Annotated in this window: 17 protein-coding genes; 10 read left to right on the top strand and 7 right to left on the bottom strand. The window is 47.6% G+C overall.

All coding sequences use genetic code 11. The features are described from left to right. Positions 1 to 41 precede the first annotated feature (41 nt). Positions 42 to 497 (top strand): GAF domain-containing protein, encoded by a 456-nt coding sequence (locus F0265_RS20760; protein ID WP_099609314.1) that lies wholly within the window; start codon positions 42 to 44, stop codon positions 495 to 497. A 46-nt stretch (positions 498 to 543) separates the two neighbouring features. Here the strand turns inward: F0265_RS20760 and tpx are convergent, their stop codons facing one another. From tpx to rarD, 5 genes are all read right to left on the bottom strand, one after another. Beyond that, positions 544 to 1,041 (bottom strand): thiol peroxidase, encoded by a 498-nt coding sequence (tpx, locus tag F0265_RS20755; protein WP_019277598.1) that lies wholly within the window; start codon positions 1,039 to 1,041, stop codon positions 544 to 546. A gap of 753 nt (positions 1,042 to 1,794) precedes the next feature. After that, a complete protein-coding gene (gene ggt, locus F0265_RS20750) occupies positions 1,795 to 3,543 on the bottom strand; it encodes a gamma-glutamyltransferase (RefSeq protein ID WP_171750213.1) in 1,749 nt (582 codons plus the stop codon). Between the two features lie 95 nt (positions 3,544 to 3,638). Then, complete coding sequence (locus tag F0265_RS20745; RefSeq protein WP_171750212.1) at positions 3,639 to 4,307, bottom strand: LysE family translocator; 669 nt, start codon at positions 4,305 to 4,307, stop codon at positions 3,639 to 3,641. 63 nt (positions 4,308 to 4,370) lie between these two features. Further along, on the bottom strand, positions 4,371 to 5,171 hold the full coding sequence (locus tag F0265_RS20740) for an AraC family transcriptional regulator (protein WP_171750211.1): 801 nt from the start codon (positions 5,169 to 5,171) through the stop codon (positions 4,371 to 4,373). A 70-nt stretch (positions 5,172 to 5,241) separates the two neighbouring features. Next, positions 5,242 to 6,156 (bottom strand): EamA family transporter RarD, encoded by a 915-nt coding sequence (gene rarD / locus F0265_RS20735; protein ID WP_171750210.1) that lies wholly within the window; start codon positions 6,154 to 6,156, stop codon positions 5,242 to 5,244. A 154-nt stretch (positions 6,157 to 6,310) separates the two neighbouring features. Here rarD and recQ point away from each other — a divergent pair, with 154 nt between their 5' ends. From recQ to F0265_RS20720, 3 genes are all read left to right on the top strand, one after another. Then, a complete protein-coding gene (gene recQ / locus F0265_RS20730) occupies positions 6,311 to 8,146 on the top strand; it encodes an ATP-dependent DNA helicase RecQ (protein ID WP_171750209.1) in 1,836 nt (611 codons plus the stop codon). Continuing rightward, entirely contained in the window at positions 8,139 to 8,459 is a 321-nt protein-coding gene (locus tag F0265_RS20725; RefSeq protein WP_171750208.1) for a DUF3630 family protein, read from the top strand. Before recQ ends, F0265_RS20725 begins: the two co-directional genes overlap by 8 nt. Positions 8,460 to 8,708: 249 nt before the next feature. Beyond that, a complete protein-coding gene (locus F0265_RS20720; protein ID WP_043006646.1) occupies positions 8,709 to 9,377 on the top strand; it encodes a 7-cyano-7-deazaguanine/7-aminomethyl-7-deazaguanine transporter in 669 nt (222 codons plus the stop codon). 66 nt (positions 9,378 to 9,443) lie between these two features. Here the strand turns inward: F0265_RS20720 and gppA are convergent, their stop codons facing one another. Further along, on the bottom strand, positions 9,444 to 10,934 hold the full coding sequence (gene gppA, locus F0265_RS20715; protein WP_171750207.1) for a guanosine-5'-triphosphate,3'-diphosphate diphosphatase: 1,491 nt from the start codon (positions 10,932 to 10,934) through the stop codon (positions 9,444 to 9,446). A gap of 7 nt (positions 10,935 to 10,941) precedes the next feature. Beyond that, entirely contained in the window at positions 10,942 to 12,243 is a 1,302-nt protein-coding gene (gene rhlB / locus F0265_RS20710) for an ATP-dependent RNA helicase RhlB (protein ID WP_038164503.1), read from the bottom strand. Between the two features lie 112 nt (positions 12,244 to 12,355). Between rhlB and trxA the strand changes: the two genes are divergently transcribed. From trxA to fre, 6 genes are all read left to right on the top strand, one after another. Next, a complete protein-coding gene (gene trxA / locus F0265_RS20705) occupies positions 12,356 to 12,682 on the top strand; it encodes a thioredoxin TrxA (protein WP_019277589.1) in 327 nt (108 codons plus the stop codon). Positions 12,683 to 12,885: 203 nt separating this feature from the next. Then, complete coding sequence (gene rho / locus F0265_RS20700; protein ID WP_004745495.1) at positions 12,886 to 14,145, top strand: transcription termination factor Rho; 1,260 nt, start codon at positions 12,886 to 12,888, stop codon at positions 14,143 to 14,145. Between the two features lie 103 nt (positions 14,146 to 14,248). Continuing rightward, positions 14,249 to 15,244, top strand: coding sequence for a hypothetical protein (locus F0265_RS20695; protein ID WP_171750206.1), 996 nt, complete (start codon positions 14,249 to 14,251; stop codon positions 15,242 to 15,244). 81 nt (positions 15,245 to 15,325) lie between these two features. Then, positions 15,326 to 17,182, top strand: coding sequence for a 4-hydroxy-3-polyprenylbenzoate decarboxylase (gene ubiD / locus F0265_RS20690; protein ID WP_171750205.1), 1,857 nt, complete (start codon positions 15,326 to 15,328; stop codon positions 17,180 to 17,182). Next, entirely contained in the window at positions 17,179 to 17,448 is a 270-nt protein-coding gene (locus F0265_RS20685; protein ID WP_021458071.1) for a 2Fe-2S iron-sulfur cluster-binding protein, read from the top strand. Before ubiD ends, F0265_RS20685 begins: the two co-directional genes overlap by 4 nt. A 14-nt stretch (positions 17,449 to 17,462) precedes the next feature. After that, a complete protein-coding gene (gene fre / locus F0265_RS20680; protein WP_043006652.1) occupies positions 17,463 to 18,176 on the top strand; it encodes an NAD(P)H-flavin reductase in 714 nt (237 codons plus the stop codon). Positions 18,177 to 18,421 lie beyond the last annotated feature (245 nt).

Here is an 18,421-nt window from a genome sequence, read left to right as displayed (position 1 = left end):
TTAAATAATAGGCAGGCAACGTCTGATAAGAGGAAATCGCTATGCCGTTCAAACAGTTGGCGAACCACCAACAAGATCTAACTGCTGAACTTAATGCCATTGCTCAGCAGTTTGGTCTTCACTCTCTATTGATCATGGAGTCGACACCAGAAACCATGATTGTTTTTGCTGCTAACCAACAACCCATTTATCACGCAGGAGATGCAGGGCCTAAGAGTGTCCAGCCTGGCTGTCATGAGCTCTACTGCGAGCGGGTTGTGGATACCCAATCCCCTTTACTTGTCGCAGATGCGGCGGCAGATGAAGAGTGGCGAGGCAACGAAGATCTGGTGAAGTTTGGTTTAGGTGTCTATTACGGATTGCCTATCATGCATTGCGGTGAAGCGATTGGTACCGTGTGTGCACTGAATGACAAAGCGTTCGATTTTGCTGTGGGAGAGCCTAGTGCTATTGAGCGCTTAAATCAGCTTAAGAGTAAAATTGAGCAGTTGTTATAGAATGAAAAAGAGCGGCGATGAGCCGCTCTTTTGGATCTTGAGGGACTTAGATAGCAGCAAGTGCTGACTGGTAATCCGGTTCTTCAGTGATTTCGCTGACAAGCTGTGAATGAGTGATCAAACCTTCTTCATTTAGGCAAACTACCGCTCGTGCTGTCAGGCCTGCCAATGGACCTTCTGAGATTGCGACACCGTAGTCTTGAGCGAACTGTGGTGAACGGAACGTTGAGGCATGCTGAACCCCTTCAATGCCTTCAACCTCGCAGAAGCGGCCCGCGGCAAATGGCAAATCTGCTGAGATACAAACTACCACTGTATTGTCTTTTCCTGCTGCCTGCTCGTTAAAGTGACGAACACTCTGAGCACATACTGGCGTATCTATACTTGGGAAAATATTCAGGATGACTTTTTTGCCTTGCAGCGACGATAGCGTCAGCTCAGACAAATCGCCGGCTGTCAGAGCAAAGTCTGCCGCCTGGGTACCTTTTTTTGGAAATTCGCCTGATACCGGAACTGGGTTGCCCTGAAATGTTACCTTGTTCATTTTTTCTTCCTTATTGATAGTGTTTATCGTGATTGAACTTACATCACGACGTTAACCTAGCACGTGGTTGGTGGGGAACAAAAAAAATGTCAAAAGTTAGATGCGAGTAAATCTTGATGAATTTTTAGAGACGCAGATAAAGAAAAACCCCGAGGGCTTGCGCCCATCGGGGTTATAGTCTTACTCGCAGCAATCCGGCTACTAGAAGTGCTCCATGCATCAAATCCTTGATAGTATGCTGATGTCCTTCAGCTTAGTCCATTCATCGCCATCCTAGCGGTGTCCTTGACCCTATCCTGGTCTGCTAACAATCCTCGTTAGCTCACTTCGCTTGTTCCTTGAGCGGTGTCCTTTTCATCATCCTGATGATAAGTCCTTTCCTCGTCCAGAGGTGTCCATTTCCCATCCCTAGTAGCAACCATCCTAGTTACTATTGAGTCCGTTCAATGTCCTATTCGCTATCCTTGCCGATTGTTCATCCTGAGCAACCGTATCTTCTTCCTGAAGATTACCAAATCCGTGGTAATTCCTGTTCCGTGTCAGCATCCTTCCGACAGGTTTAATATTACGTTTTTGACGGTTTTCAGCAATAGCACAGAATTTGACTTATTGAATAAAAGTTTGGTCAAAATTAGAACATATCCTTTTATTACAATAGGATATGTACGCTAAGTTGTAATACTCTCACTAAAAAAGCTATTTTTGCTCACCAGCCTGTAAGAGATCTCGCACAAGCCGGTGAGCAGATCGACGCTATTGGCCGATAGCGGCACCTTCGCGTCTTGGGTCTGCAGCGCCTTCTAATTCATTATTTTTGAATAGAATTGCGTGTAGGCCAGAATTCAAGTCACGAATATTCACTTCGAACCCCATTTTCTCTAACTCTGATTTGAATTTTTCTGCCTCTGTTCCTTGCTCAATATCTAATGTACCGAAGCGATTTAGCAAGTGTGGCTGGTTGATGGCTTGTTGAATATCCATATCCCATTGCGTGTGAGCAATTATCGCTTGGGCAACATAACCGATGATACGGCTGCCACCCGGAGAACCGATCGCCATATAAGGTTTATCGTCTTGCATGATGATGGTCGGTGCCATTGAGGAGCGAGGGCGTTTGCCCGGCTCTAAGCGGTTGGCGATAGGATAGCCATCTTTGTGGGTACGGAACGAAAAGTCGGTCAGCTCGTTATTGAGCAGGAACCCATTGGTCATCAAGCGTGAGCCGAACGCGTTCTCAATTGTGGTGGTGATCGAGACTACGTTGCCCTCTTTATCAACCACATTGAAGTGGCTGGTGGATGGCAATTCGATGGACTCATCACGGCTTTGGCGCTGAGCGTAGTCCCAAGGTGGTGTGCCCGCTGGTGCTGACTCGAGTGCTTTCCCTGGCGTGATCAGTTTCGCGCGCTGCTTAAGGTAGTCTGAGTTGATCAAACCTTGAGTTGGCATAGGGACAAAATCTTCATCGGCCATGTACATGCCGCGATCCGCAAAGGCTAAGCGTGAAGCATCGGCGATAACTTGCCAGGATTTGGCGTTATCAGGGCCCCAGTTTTTGAGATCAAATTGCTCTGTCATCGCCAGAATCTGACCCACGGTTAGGGCGCCAGAACTTGGTGGACCTATTCCGCAGATGTCGTAGCTCTGATAAGCGGAGCAGACAGGTTGGCGCTGTTTGATTTGGTAAGCATCGAAATCGGCTTGCGCTAGTACGCCCGGGTTGCCAGCGGCTGACTGAACGGTGTTGACAATATCGCTTGCAATCTTGCCTAGATAAAACGCATCTGCACCACCTTTGGCGATGGCTTCGAGAGTCGCCGCGTATTCAGGATTCTTTAGTAATGTGCCTTGCTGCTTGGCAGAGCCATCACTATTAAAGAAATAGGCTTTTGTGGCAGGGAAACGCGACAGGCGCTCTGCATCTTTTTCAATTAAGGTTGCTAGACGAGGGCTAATGGTAAAACCGTTCTTAGCGACTTCGACCACAGGCTCAATCAGCTTTTTCCATTCAAGCTTGCCGTATTTCTGGTGAGTATCCCACATCAGTTTTACGGTACCTGGCGTACCGACAGAACGGCCACCCACGACGGCATCGTAAAACTGCATCGGTTCGCCCTTCTCATCTTGGAAAAGGCGAGGGGTTGCAGCTAGAGGCGCAGTTTCACGGCCGTCATAAGTGGTTAACTGCTGCTTTTTGGCATCCCAGTAAACCAAGAAGGCGCCGCCACCAATCCCCGAGGATTGCGGTTCAACCAGACCCAGCATGAGCTGAGTGGTGACCATAGCATCGATAGCGTTACCGCCTTGCTTGAGGATATCAGCGCCCGCTTGTGTCGCGAGCGGGTTGGCGGCGGTGACCATCCAGTCTTTGGCCTTAACCAGTTGCTTTTGTTCTAAGCCACTACTGTGTTCTGGGGCAACTGAATCGGCAGCCTGATTCGCGGCAGCACCAACGGACGTTAATAATAGGCACGTCGTTAGGAAAGTACGTTTCCACTGCATCTTGTTCTCCTTGTTATTTATGCAGCGACAAGAGTGACAGTGGAGTAACTTTGAGTCTAAGGATTTGTTATGAAAATGTAATCTCGAATCAAATTTTAGACACTTGAGAGCAGGGCAGACAGGGATTTCCACAAAATGCTTAGGCCGATAAGGGTGAATAGGACACCACAAAGGCTATCGATATATACGGCTAGAGAATGAATTTTTCGCTGCATACGTTGAGTCGATAAGGCCCACGCAAGAAATGAGAACCATAGCAAAGACAGTCCCCAAAGAATGACCAATGCCATTCCTTTACCGGTTAGTGACATGCTGGCTGGCACTAAGCTCGACATCAGACTGACAAAGAATACCAACGCCTTTGGGTTGAGGATGTTGGTGGCAAAGCCGCGCGAGAATGCCTGACGCTTGTTGCTCAGTAATAAGCTGGTTTGAGCGGGCGGCTCGTCGTTTTGCTTGTTATTACGTAGTGTTGACCAACTGGCCTTGAGTGCGCCGTAACCCAGATAGAACAAGTAACTACCACCAGCAAGCTGAAGCACCGCAAATAAAGTCGGCTGCTGGTGAACAAGGTAGCTGACGCCCGTTAGGCTCAGTACAGAGTGAAGCAGAATGCCAAACGACAAGCCAAGCGCAATGTATAAACCCGTCTGGCGGCCATAACGTGTTGCGTTTTGTACCACCAGCGCGAAATCCGGCCCAGGGCTCATCAAAGCGATAAAGTGGACAGTGGCTAATGTGGCAAGAATGGTCAGTTCGTTCATGGTAAGGCTCTTTGATAATTGATGACCGGATTGTGCACTGTTCGAAAGCACAATGATTGTAAATTATTGGCACTGAACCTTAGAAGGGGGGACACCATAAGTGGCTTTAAACGCTTTGCTGAAATGGGCTTGGTCGTAGAAACCAATCTGGTGCGCCACTTCGGTACCGCAGACACCGCTTTTGAGCAGTTTAAACCCTTGCTCTAAGCGAAGGCGGCTCAGCCAGGCGTAAGGTGTCAGACCAACTTTGGCTTTGAAGTGGCGTTGGAATTGCGTTGGGCTGAGGTCACAAAGCTGGGAGAGTTGTTCAAGTCTGACCGGCTGCGCCAGATTCTCCATCAGATAGTCTTTCAACGTTGAGACTGACTGATTACCTAGCGGGACGATAGGCTTTTGCTCCAAAGCACCATAATGAGTGAAAAGCTGTTCAAAGCCTTCGTAAGGCAGGCAGTCTTTCGCCAGCTGACTGAGTTGGTTATCGGCTAACGCACTGTGTAGCTGAGCGAGAGGATTGAAGATGCGCGAATCTGAGACAATCAACTGATTGAATTGGATCTGAGCCTTGCTTTGCTTCAACTCTGCTAATTCACTGAACCATTCTGGCTCGACGGAGAACACACGCACTTGATAGCCGCTGTCGAGCATAGAGCGCCCGTCATGCAGCTCATCCGGTGGCATGATGACGATTTGCCCAGCGCCAACATTGTGGCTCTGGCCTTGATAATGAAACTTTTGCTGGCCGTGTGTGATCAACCCGATATGAAAATCAAGATGATAGTGGCGCTGAAAGGCAAACTTCTGATAGTTGGCTTCAATCAGGCTAATCTCTTTATTCTGTGTCGTGTGATAGTTGACCTGGTCCATAAAACAAAAAGCTTGGTGAAATTTTCACCAAGCTTATATCGACTGTGTCACATTGTCTTGTAAAAAACGATCACTTTGCCGTTGCAGCTTTACGTGATTGCTTGCTGGTTTTAAGACCGTCGAAGCTAAAGACCACTAGCGCGCCCCAGATAAAGGCAAAGGTGATGGCCTTGTCTGTAGTAAAGGCCTCGCCGTACACCAGTACCGCCAGCAAGAACATCAGGCTTGGGCCAATGTACTGGAAAAAGCCTAAGGTTGAGAGCTTAAGACGTGTGGCAGCGCCAGTGAAACACAACAGCGGCAAAGTGGTGATAACACCTGCGGAGATCAGCAGCAGGTTGAGGTTCATCGGGTTCGCTGCAAAGTCGGAAGTCGGAGAATCGGCAATCCACAATAAATACACCGCTGCGGCAGGCAGCATTACCAGTGTTTCAATGAATAGGCCCGTTTGAGCATCTAAGCTGACTTTCTTACGTAATAGTCCGTAAAAACCAAATGTCAGTGCAAGCGCAATGGCGACGGTTGGCACAGAGCCAAAAGCGATCAGTTGCACTATTACACCGCAAGCCGCAAGTGCCACAGCAAACCACTGCAATTTACGTAGCCGCTCGCCTAAGAACAACATGCCGAGCAGCACATTAATCAGAGGGTTGATGTAGTAACCGAGACTGGCGTCCAGCATGTGATTGGCATTTACCGCCCAGATAAAAATCAGCCAGTTCACTCCCACGAGTAGTGAGGTAGAAACCAGAAACAGCATTTTGGTTTTGGAGCGAATCACATCTCGTACACCACGCCAGCGACGACCTACATGTAGCAATACCGCTAACAGAACAAAAGACCACACCACTCGATGGCTGAGGATTTCAAACGGTGAAACCTCACTGATGGCTTTAAAATAGATCGGTGCAATGCCCCACATAGTGTAGGCACCTATGGCGAGAAGGACGCCTTGCCGTGCTCTTTGCTGTTCTTCTGGTGTCATTGACGTTTACTCAAAGGATGATTTTTGCAAAAGGAAGCATCCAGTATACGAATGAGTCAGTTAATCACCTAGCAATTTGCGGTTTTATTCACATCCGATCACTACTACAATGTGCCCTTTGCATTTCCCCACTCTTTGCTCAATCGAGATATCAATGACCGCGACACTGCTTGCCGAACAATCTGATCCTTCACCGACTCCACAAAGCGTACTGGAGGATGTGTTTGGTTATCAGTCGTTCCGAGATGGTCAGCAAGAAGTCATTGAAGCAGCCGTAAACGGTCAGGATAGTTTGGTCATCATGCCGACTGGTGGCGGTAAATCGCTTTGTTACCAGGTTCCGGCCTTAGTCCGTGACGGCTTAACACTGGTGATTTCTCCTCTGATATCACTGATGAAAGATCAGGTCGATCAGCTTAAAGCCAATGGTGTTGCGGCAGAGTGTGTCAACTCTTCCATGCCCCGTGATGAGTTGATTTCGGTCTATAACCGGATGCAGTCAGGCCAGTTGAAGCTAGTGTATGTGTCACCTGAGCGCGTGCTGATGCGTGATTTTATCGAGCGTCTTGAAAGCTTGTCGCTGTCCATGATCGCCGTTGACGAAGCACACTGTATTTCTCAGTGGGGACATGATTTCAGACCTGAATACGCGTCGCTCGGCCAGATCAAACAGCACTTTCCTCATGTGCCTTTTATGGCGCTGACGGCGACGGCCGATGATGCGACGCGCAATGACATCATGCATCGTCTGCAATTGAACGAGCCGCATATTCATCTGAGCAGTTTCGATCGCCCGAACATCCGTTACACCTTAGTTGAGAAACACAAACCAATTTCTCAGGTGATCCGTTTTCTCGACACGCAGAAAGGCAACTGCGGCATCATCTATTGTGGTAGCCGTAAGAAAGTTGAAATGGTGACGGAAAAACTGTGCAACAACCATATTCGTGCCGCCAGTTACCATGCAGGCTTAGATGCAGACGAGCGCGCTTATGTGCAAGAAGCGTTTCAGCGTGATGATATCCAAATTGTGGTCGCCACTGTGGCGTTTGGTATGGGGATCAACAAACCTAACGTACGCTTTGTGGTTCACTTTGATATTCCACGCAACATTGAATCCTACTATCAGGAAACTGGTCGCGCAGGTCGGGACGGCTTGCCTGCGGAAGCGATGATGCTGTATGACCCAGCGGACATCAGCTGGCTAAGGCGGATGTTGGACGAAAAAGACGATGGGCCACAAAAGCAGGTTGAAGCACATAAGCTCAATGCGATGAGTGCTTTTGCTGAAGCGCAGACGTGCCGCCGTCAGGTGTTATTGAATTATTTTGGTGAGTACCGTGAGCAGCCTTGTGGCAACTGCGACATCTGTTTGGATCCGCCCAAGCACTTTGATGCTACTGAGCAGGCACGCAAAGCGTTGTCTTGTGTCTACCGGGTTAATCAGAGCTTTGGTATGGGGTATGTGGTTGAAGTCCTGCGCGGAATGCAGAATATCCGCATCCGTGAAAATGGCCACGACAAGCTCACCACATACGGTATTGGGCGTGAAAACAGCCACGACTACTGGGTGAGTATTTTCCGTCAGTTGATCCATAAAGGGATGCTGTTCCAGAACATTACTCGCAACTCGACCTTACAGCTTACTGAGGAAGCGCGCCCACTATTGCGGGGAGATACGACTCTTGAATTAGCCGTGCCTCGTCTGGATACTGCTGCGAGAGCCGCTAAGTCCGATAAGCTCACCAGTAAAAACTACGATAAAAAGCTGTTTGCTAAGCTGCGTAAGTTACGCAAAGCGATTGCCGATGAAGATGGCTTACCGCCGTACGTGGTGTTCAGCGATGCCACCTTGATTGATATGGCGGAAATTTTGCCAACCTCTTATGGTGAAATGCTAGCGGTCAATGGAGTAGGGCAACGTAAGCTAGAAAAATACGCGGATCCATTCTTAGATTTAATTCAGGAGCACATTACTCATCATGGTTGATTCAGTGCAACAAACGGAATTTGGTTTGCTTGAGTATCAAGCGCAACAAGGGCGTATCATCATTCGAGCTCCGCGTTTTGATTTTGATAGCTTTCCTCAATTGGCCGATAAGCTGATAAAACTCCTCTCTGCGTCTGTGATTGAAAAGCAATGGGACGCCGACATTCATTCGTGGTTGATTGATTTTGAAGGCTGTCAGCTGTTTCTTAAGTCTGAACATTACAGCGAAAGTATTTGGCTAGAAGCCTTGGTCATTGAAGACAGCAAAGAAGATCTCGACTACCTTGCGGGCTTGTTCCAACGCGGTTTTTAATTAAGTCAACGATTGCATAAAGCCTAGGTGTTGCGACTCATATTGGTTAATGTATAATCGCCCGCCGCGGTATTTATCGTATTTGACGTTTCATTTGTATAGACGGCTTGAGCCTCTGTTACTGAAACTTTGACTGTGCTGAGTATCGAATCTAAATTCATTTAACATTATTGGTAAGAGTCCTTCCGTGGCTTGGAAGAGATTCGCTTTGGGTTCCCTCACCCCCAAACCAAACTAAAAAGGTATCGCATGAGTAACTTTACCCCTGCGCAGCAGCGCAAAGCCCTTTTCTTGTTAGTTCTGTTTCACCTGATCATTATTGCATCGAGTAATTATCTGGTTCAGCTTCCCTTTACCATCTTTGGCTTTCACACCACGTGGGGCGCCTTCACTTTCCCGTTTATCTTTTTGGCGACTGACCTGACAGTACGAATTTTTGGTGCCCAGCTTGCGCGTAAGATCATTTTCTTGGTGATGCTACCGGCGTTGGCAGTATCCTATGGCTTATCCGTGTTGTTCTTTGAAGGACAATTTCAGGGCTTCGCCCATTTAGGTGAGTTTAATCTGTTTGTTGCGCGTATCGCGATTGCGAGCTTTATGGCGTACTTGCTAGGGCAAATCTTAGACGTGCATGTGTTTAATCGCCTGCGTCAGATGAAGCAGTGGTGGATTGCCCCAACGTGTTCCACTCTGTTTGGTAACGCGTTGGATACCATCGCTTTCTTTGCCATTGCGTTTTACCAAAGCCCAGATCCATTTATGGCTGAGCACTGGACGGAAATCGCGCTGGTGGATTATGGATTCAAACTGGTGATCAGCTTAGGCCTGTTTGTGCCTATGTACGGTGTACTGCTGAATTACTTGGTTAAGAAGCTCACTGCCGTTAATCCTGACTTTAAAGTGATTGGCGCCAAGTAACGTTTGCTCCTCGAAAACAAAAAAGCCCGGCAAGTTATCTTGTCGGGCTTTTTATTTGTTCTTTAGTTAGTTGGCAATGATGCTCAAAGGCCAGCCAATGTCACTTTGACGGTTGGCTTCAATTTCTAACTCCGCCGCAGTCAGAGGGTTGGCTTTCAGCCACTGGTCAGCAACTGTCAGGGTGAGCTTATCGCCTTGTGATTGAAGCGCGATGTTCGGCTCCAAATCCGGATTGCGACGATGGGTCAACAACACCGCGAGACGTAGCAAACGTAATACGCGTTTGGCGCTGTTACCTGACAGCGCATGTTGCTCTGGCAGAGAAGTCAGTTGTTCGCGATAACGACGTGATACTTCACCAAGGAAGTGTTTTTGTGCTCGGGTATAACCTGGTAGATCCAGGTTTTGTAGCAGGTAGGCACTGTGCTCGCCGCCTTTCTTGAAATCAATTGTCAGACCGATTTCATGCAGCTTCGCCGCTGTCTCTAGCAATACGCTGCCCTGAGCTTCAGCAATCCACTCGGCTTCACATTGCTCAAGTAATTTACTGGCTAAGGTGGCCACCTGTTGACCGTAAGCGGTATCAATCTGGTAGCGGGTTTGAACACTGGCAATTGTACGAGCACGAATATCGTCTTGCTTGAGCTCATCGACCATTTCATATACCAAGCCTTCGCGCAGTGCGCCGCCAGCCAGTGTCATCGAATCAATTTCAAGCAGTTCAAAGATGGCGATGAGAATCGAAAGACCGCTTGGAAAGACCAATGCGCGTTCTAGCGTTAGCCCTTCAATCTCCAGCTCTTCCAAATGATCCGCTAGCATGGCTTGTTTTTGCAGACGCTTGAGTTTGGCGTGAGTAATGACTTCGTCCATACCTTGCGCCAACATAATTTCCTGCAAAGCCTGAACGGTACCAGAAGCACCGACACACACGTCCCAACCAATTTGAGTGTATTGCTCAAGGATAGGTCTCAGCGTTTCTTTGGCTGCTTCTATTGCATTATTAAAGTTGGTCACGGTGAGCTGGCGGTCTTTAAAGTGACGTTCCAGCCAAGTAACGCAACCCATTTTTAGGCTGGTCAGTGCTTTGGCTTCAAAACCTTCACCGATAATAAGTTCGGTACTGGCACCGCCAATATCGACCACCAAACGACGACCGCTGCCGCCAGATGTGTGGGCAACCCCTTTATAGATAGTGGCTGCTTCTTCTTCGCCACAGATCACTTCAATCTTGTGACCAAGAATCTGGTTTGCTTTCTCAAGAAAGATATCCACATTGGTGGCGGTGCGCAGTGTTGCGGTGCCCACAATGCGGATATTTTGGGTTGGAATATCTTGAAGTCGCTCTGCAAATAGACTCAAGCAGTCCCATCCGCGTTGCATGGCTTCCTGGCTTAAAGCGTTGTTGTCGTCTAACCCTGCGGCAAGACGAACCTTACGTTTAATTTTTGCCATAGTCTGAACGCTGCCATCAATGTGACGCACAACGAGCATGTGAAAACTGTTCGACCCGAGGTCGATGGCAGCGTAGAGCGGGGAAGAAACTGCTTGGCTCATAGACGACTTAAGAATCCTTTTGGTGACGTTGACGAGAGCGGTTGTTGTTACGACGGTTGCCTGAGCGTGAGCCACCAGTATTGGTGCGACGCTGTTGCGGACGATTCGAACGCATACGTAGCGGTGCTGGTAGATCTTCGATCAGTGCACTTGGGTCGTAGTCTGAAACAGGAATGGTGTGCTCAATATACTCTTCAATCGGCGGCAAGTTGATGGCGTAGTCTTCACACGCAAAGCTGATTGAATGGCCACTTGCGCCTGCACGACCCGTACGACCGATGCGGTGTACGTAATCTTCGCAATCGTCAGGCAGGTCAAAGTTAAATACGTGAGTCACTTGAGGGATGTGAAGACCACGAGCTGCCACGTCTGTTGCTACTAGCAGGTCAACTTCACCTTTAGTGAATTGTTCTAGGATACGTTCGCGCTTCTTCTGCGGTACATCGCCCGTCAATAGACCTACACGGTGGCCATCAGCCGCTAGGTGACCCCATACGGATTCACACTTGTGTTTGGTATTGGCAAAGATGATCGCGCGTTCTGGCCACTCTTCTTCAATAAGAGTTTGTAGCAGAGACATCTTGTGTTCGTTAGATGGGTAAAACAGCTCTTCCTGAATGCGGTGGCCGGTTTTGACTTCTGGCTCCACGACAACGTGTTCTGGGTTGTGCATATGTTCGAAAGCCAGTTCCTGAACACGGTACGACAGAGTCGCAGAGAACAACATGTTCAAACGCTCTTTTGGTTCCGGCATACGACGGAATAGGAAACGAATGTCTTTGATGAAACCAAGATCGAACATGCGATCCGCTTCATCAAGCACAACAGCCTGAATATTGTTCAGGTTGAAGACGCGCTGCTTGTAAAAGTCGATGATGCGACCTGTGGTACCGATCAGCACGTCCACCCCTTGCTCTAACTTAGCAAGTTGCTTGTCGTAGCTCTCGCCACCGTAAGCTAACGCAGCTTTAATGCCGGTTTCTGCAACCAGAGGTTCAGCATCATTGTAAATCTGAATTGCCAGCTCACGGGTCGGTGCCATGATAATCGCACGTGGTTGAGTCGGCTTGCGACCTTCGTGCTCTGGTGTGTTCAGCAGGTGGTTAAAAGTAGCAGTCAAGAAAGCCAGGGTTTTTCCTGTCCCTGTTTGAGCCTGACCTGCAATGTCTTGGCCGGTGAGCAGTACCGGCAACGCCAAGGCTTGAATTGGGGTACAAAACTCGAACCCTTTTTTCTCCAAACCTTCAACAACTTGGGGGTGTAAACCCAAATCGGCGAACTTTTGCTCTGTGATATGCGTCTTTTTCATGGCTATAGAATATCAGCTTAAGCTTGCAATACGAAAGTAAATACATTCCAATAGGGCATCTAAATACTGGTTATCATCCAACCAGTTCCGAAAAAACACATTGGAGTGGAAGATGAGTGATAAGATTTTGCAGCTAACTGATGACGGTTTTGAAGCCGACGTACTAAACGCTGCAGGCCCGGTTCTTGTTGATTTTTGGGCAGAATGGTGTGGTCCTTGTAAGATGATTGCTCCTATCCTGGACGAAATCGCCGAAGAGTACGAAGGCAAACTCACTATCGGTAAACTGAATATCGACCAAAACGCAGGTACTCCACCTAAATTTGGTATTCGTGGTATCCCAACGCTACTACTTTTCAAAGATGGTAGCGTGGCAGCAACCAAAGTAGGTGCGCTGTCTAAGACTCAACTAAAAGAGTTTTTGGACGCTAACCTATAATTGGGTTGTTCTGATAAGACCGTGCATTCACTTCAATGCACGGTTTTGTTTTTGAAGCCTAACAAAATCTAGACTAGGCTAGTATTTAGTGCTAGTTTATCGCACGTTAAATAAACAAGTTTCTCTTCTTGGTCGATCCTGTGACCAAAATTCATCTTAACTAAATAACAGATCCTATTTTGACTAAAAAAGTATCCACCACAATGAATCTAACAGAACTGAAGAACAGACCTGTGTCTGATCTTGTCAAACTTGGCGAAAGCTTAGGCCTTGAAAACCTGGCGCGTCTAAGAAAGCAAGACATTATCTTCGCCATCCTTAAAGCACACGCGAAAAGTGGTGAAGATATTTTTGGCGACGGGGTTCTGGAAATACTTCAAGACGGCTTTGGCTTCTTGCGCAGTGCAGACAGTTCTTACTTGGCAGGCCCAGATGACATCTATGTCTCTCCAAGTCAGATCCGTCGTTTCAACCTACGTACGGGTGATTCCATTGCAGGTAAGATTCGTCCACCGAAAGATGGCGAACGTTACTTTGCTCTGTTAAAAGTCAATACAGTTAATGATGACAAGCCAGACAACGCGCGTAACAAGATTCTATTTGAAAACTTGACACCACTGCACGCAAACGAGCGTATGGTGATGGAGCGTGGTAACGGTTCGACAGAAGATATTACTGCACGTGTTCTTGACCTAGCTTCACCAATTGGTAAAGGTCAGCGTGGTCTGATTGTTGCTCCGCCAAAAGCGGGTAAAACAATGCTGCTACAGAACATTGCACAAAGCATTGCTTACAACCACCCTGAATGTGAGCTAATGGTACTTCTTATCGACGAGCGTCCAGAAGAAGTTACCGAGATGCAGCGCCTAGTTAAAGGTGAAGTTGTTGCGTCAACGTTTGATGAGCCAGCGTCTCGCCACGTACAAGTTGCTGAAATGGTTATCGAGAAAGCGAAACGTCTTGTTGAACATAAGAAAGACGTGGTTATCCTGCTTGACTCTATCACTCGTCTGGCGCGTGCATACAACACAGTTGTTCCTTCATCAGGTAAAGTTCTGACTGGTGGTGTGGATGCAAACGCACTGCACCGTCCTAAGCGCTTCTTCGGTGCGGCACGTAATGTAGAAGAAGGCGGTAGCCTGACGATTCTTGCGACGGCTCTAGTTGATACTGGTTCTAAGATGGACGAAGTTATCTACGAAGAGTTTAAAGGTACAGGTAACATGGAAATTCACCTGAACCGTAAGATCGCTGAGAAACGTGTTTTCCCTGCCATCGACTTCAACCGCTCAGGCACTCGTCGTGAAGAACTTCTGACTAAGAATGAAGAGCTTCAGAAGATGTGGATTCTGCGTAAGATTGTTCATCCAATGGGTGAGATTGACGCGATGGAGTTCCTTATCGATAAGCTAGCGATGACCAAGACCAACGATGAGTTCTTTGATGCCATGCGTCGCCAGTAAGAATTTGTGACTCCATACGCCATCGACCTTGTCGGTGGCGTTTTTGTTTGCATTCTCATTTGATTGGCCTCACAATGAGCGAGAATGTTAAGAGGAGGTTAACATGCAACAAGGAATGTTGTCGTCGGTTCTCCTATGCACATCTTTATTGATTGGAGCGCCAACGGTTGCTGCGAAGGAAATGCAGCCCGAAAAAGCTGAGCTGTTACTTCAGGATAAGCAGATTCATCTGAAAGTTGCAGAACTGCTCCAATATGCTGTCGAAGATAATATCGACTCACTCAACTTCGCCCTCGAAAGACTGTCGCTTCCTCAACAAGAAGTGGCGCGTTTCCTACTGCTCAAAAAAATTGAAGATCAAAACGTCATCTTGACGCCAAAAATGGCTTTGTTCGTCGAGCAACAAAAAGCCATGGTTCCAACCTATCAAGTGTTGGAAAGAGGTGATGGTTACGAGTTTTCCATTCCAGCCTTTAACTATCCAGCCATCGCTAGCCGTTTACTGAAACAGTGGCAGCAAGATCAGTCGACACTTGAGTTTGTGTTGAGTGCAGAACGTGGTGAGCTGGATCTAAAGCAGTGGTTGTCGGGCAGCGATTACCAAATCCAAGCGCGTGAAGCGTTACTGATTCGTGAGTTAGACAGCTTATCACCCGAAGCGGTACAAGGTTTAGTGGTTCAACTTACCGGAGAGGCAGTGACCAGTTGGCTGCCATCCTCACAGGTGATGGTGCGTTTAGCTCAGGTGAGCGAAAACCCTGATGTTTACAAACTGCTTTGGTTGATGCGTGCTGATTTTCAAAGCCAGTCTGAGCTGAGTCGTTTGGCAAAGGTCGGCGATGAATTCTCCGTGAATCAGATCATGCTCGCTTCTCATAACCCGAGCCTTAAAGAACAAGCCATTAAAGAGCTCACTCGTATCAAACCCATGACGGATGAGGTCAAAGCGTTTTTGATCGACCGGATGGCAATTCGTGATGAAGCTTCAATGGTAGCGACAGAGCTAGCGAATCAGGGCTACACCTCATGGCTAGAAGAGTTAGCCAGTCATAATCAAAAAGTACGCAGCAGCGCGATTTTGAACGTTTTATCACAATAAAAATAACCTTATAGAAAAGAGGGATCGGAAGATCCCTCTTTTTGTTATACTGCTTGCACTTTAATCAGTCACAGAAGACCTATGAGTTTTAAGGATTTACGCGACTTTATCGCTCACCTTGAGCAGGAAGGGAAGCTTAAACGCATTTCCGAGCCTGTCGATCCACATTATGAAATGACAGAGATTAGCGACCGTACTTTACGTGCAGGTGGCCCGGCATTGTTGTTTGAAAATCCCATTGGCTACGATGTGCCTGTGCTGACCAACTTGTTTGGCACTCCTGAGCGAGTTGCGATAGGTATGGGTCGTGAAGACGTCAAAGACCTTCGTGAAGTGGGCAAATTGTTGGCTTATCTTAAGGAGCCCGAGCCACCACGTGGCTTTAAAGACGCGTTAGAGAAACTTCCTGTTTTTAGACAAGTCTTGAACATGCCTGCCAAAAGGCTACGTAAAGCTGCCTGTCAGGAGATTGTCTGGCAAGGTGACGAAGTTGATCTCGACAAAATCCCTGTGATGAGTTGTTGGCAAGATGATGTTGCGCCTCTGCTTACGTGGGGGCTGACTGTGACTCGAGGGCCACATAAAAAGCGCCAGAATCTTGGAATTTACCGCCAACAGAAAATTGGTAAGAACAAAATCATCATGCGTTGGCTGGCGCACCGTGGTGGTGCCCTGGATCTGCGCGACTGGATGGAAACCAACCCGGGAGAGCCTTTCCCTGTTTCAGTCGCATTTGGTGCTGACCCAGCCACCATATTAGGCGCGGTAACACCAGTACCAGATACCTTATCTGAGTATGCGTTTGCGGGCTTGCTTCGAGGCAGCAAAACTGAAGTGGTTAAATCTGTAAGTAATAATCTTGAAGTGCCTGCCAGTGCAGAGATCGTGCTTGAGGGTTACATCGACCCGAATGAGTATGCGGACGAAGGGCCTTATGGTGACCATACTGGTTATTATAACGAAAAAGAAAAACACCACGTCTTTACCATTACTCACATTACCATGCGTAAGGACCCGATCTATCACAGCACTTACACAGGGCGTCCGCCAGATGAACCTGCTGTATTGGGTGTAGCGTTAAATGAAGTGTTTGTTCCGATCCTGCAAAAGCAGTTTCCTGAAATAGAAGATTTCTATTTGCCACCGGAAGGCTGTTCGTACCGCATGGCGGTGGTGACGATGAAAAAGCAATACCCAGGGCACGCTAAGCGAGTCATGATGGGGGTATGGTCTTTCCTTCGCCAGTTCATGTACACCAAGTTCGTTGTAGTGTGCGATGAAAGTGTCAATGCGCGCAGTTGGGATGATGTCGTGAAGGCCATGTGTGAGCATATGGAACCTGTTCGCGATACCTTAATGATTGACAATACGCCTATTGACTCTCTCGACTTCGCCTCACCGGTCGTAGGGCTTGGCTCTAAGATGGGCTTGGATGCAACGATTAAATGGGATGCCGAGAAGGCTTCTGACCCAGAGTTAACATCCGCAAGCCAAACAGTGATTACGGATGAGCAGTTACAACAACTTCGTCAGGCATTTCCGGAAATTGTCGATATTGCCTTACCAGAATCTGCTGGCGCCGATCGCTTCATGGTGGTATCGATGAGGAAAACGCATGCTATGCAATCGAAAGCTGTGCTTAATGGTGTGTGGGAGTTTCTCAAGCAGTATACGGACGCCAAGTTTGTTATTCTCTGCGATGATGACGTCAATGTACACGATTGGAATGACATTATCTGGGCGATCACCACTAGAATGGATCCTAATCGTGACACCGTACAAATAGAAGCAAAAGAAGGTCGCAGTTCTAAGTTAGGTTTGGATGCGACCAACAAGTTTGAGGGAGAAGTCCAGCGAGAGTGGGGCATCCCAATCAAGAAAGATTCTCAGTTAGTTGCGCAGGTCGATGCAAAATGGAGTAAGCTGGGAATATTATGAGCCATTTGGTGACCTTGCAGCCGCAGAATATACAATTCGATGTGCAGGAAGGGGAAACGGTATTGGAAGCTGCGCTCAACAATAACATCAGCTTCCCAAACCGTTGCCAAGTGGGAGCGTGCGCAGCGTGTCTGTGTCGGAAAATAGAAGGTCGAGTCACTTACCAGCTTGAGCCAATGCTCACAGAGAAAGAGCAGCAACAAGGCTGGGTGTTTGCTTGTCAGGCCTTCGCAGAAAGTAATTTGGTACTTACTTTTGAGGAGTAAGTAAGAGGAATAACATGACCATCCAATGTAAAGTAAAGTCTATTGAGCCGTTAGCTTGTAATACCCATCGAATTCTGTTGCATCCAGAGACGCCTGTTAGCTTCAAAGCTGGCCAGTATCTAATGGTTGTGATGGGAGAAAAAGATAAACGTCCATTCTCCATTGCAAGCAGTCCTTGCCGTCATGAAGGCGAGCTAGAGCTTCACATTGGTGCAGCAGAGCATAACGCGTATGCTCTTGAAGTTGTCGAAGCGATGCAAAACGCATTAGAAAATGATGGTGACATCAGTATTGATGCGCCTCATGGCGATGCCTGGGTTAAAGAAGAGAGCGAACGCCCTCTACTTTTGATTGCTGGTGGTACAGGCTTTAGTTACGTACGTTCGATATTGGACCACTGCGTAGCTCAAAATAAGACCAATGAAATCCACCTTTATTGGGGTGGCCGGGATGAGCGCCAACTATATGCTAAGGACGAACTGGATGGTATCGCAGCACAGTTCAGCAACGTGCATTTTATTCCAGTGGTAGAAGAAGCGACTTCTGAATGGCAAGGCAAAGTCGGAAACGTACTTCAAGCCGTTAGTGACGATTTTGATTCTCTTGCAGAATATGACATCTACATTGCTGGACGTTTTGAGATGGCGGGTGCGGCTCGTGAACAATTTACCCAGAACAAAGGTGCAAACAGCGACCGTATGTTTGCTGACGCGTACGCATTCATTTAAAACTGAATGAAATAGATAGATAAAAGAGGGCTTTTTGCCCTCTTTTTTGTTGTTTTGAACACATTTTCAACGAACGATGAGTTTTTTCAATTTTTTTTGAAAAAGGGCTTGCGCTATCAAAAGGACTCCCTATAATGCGCTTCCACTGACACGGCAGACGCCACAAGGCTTCAGCAGTGTTGGAGAGGTGAAAAGCTTCTGAGAAAATAAGTTTGAAAAAGTGTTTGACTCTTCAAATTATCTCG

The organism is Vibrio sp. RE88, from assembly GCF_013113835.1.
In the GTDB taxonomy this organism is placed as follows: domain Bacteria; phylum Pseudomonadota; class Gammaproteobacteria; order Enterobacterales; family Vibrionaceae; genus Vibrio.
This window is presented reverse-complemented; position numbering and strand designations above follow the sequence as displayed.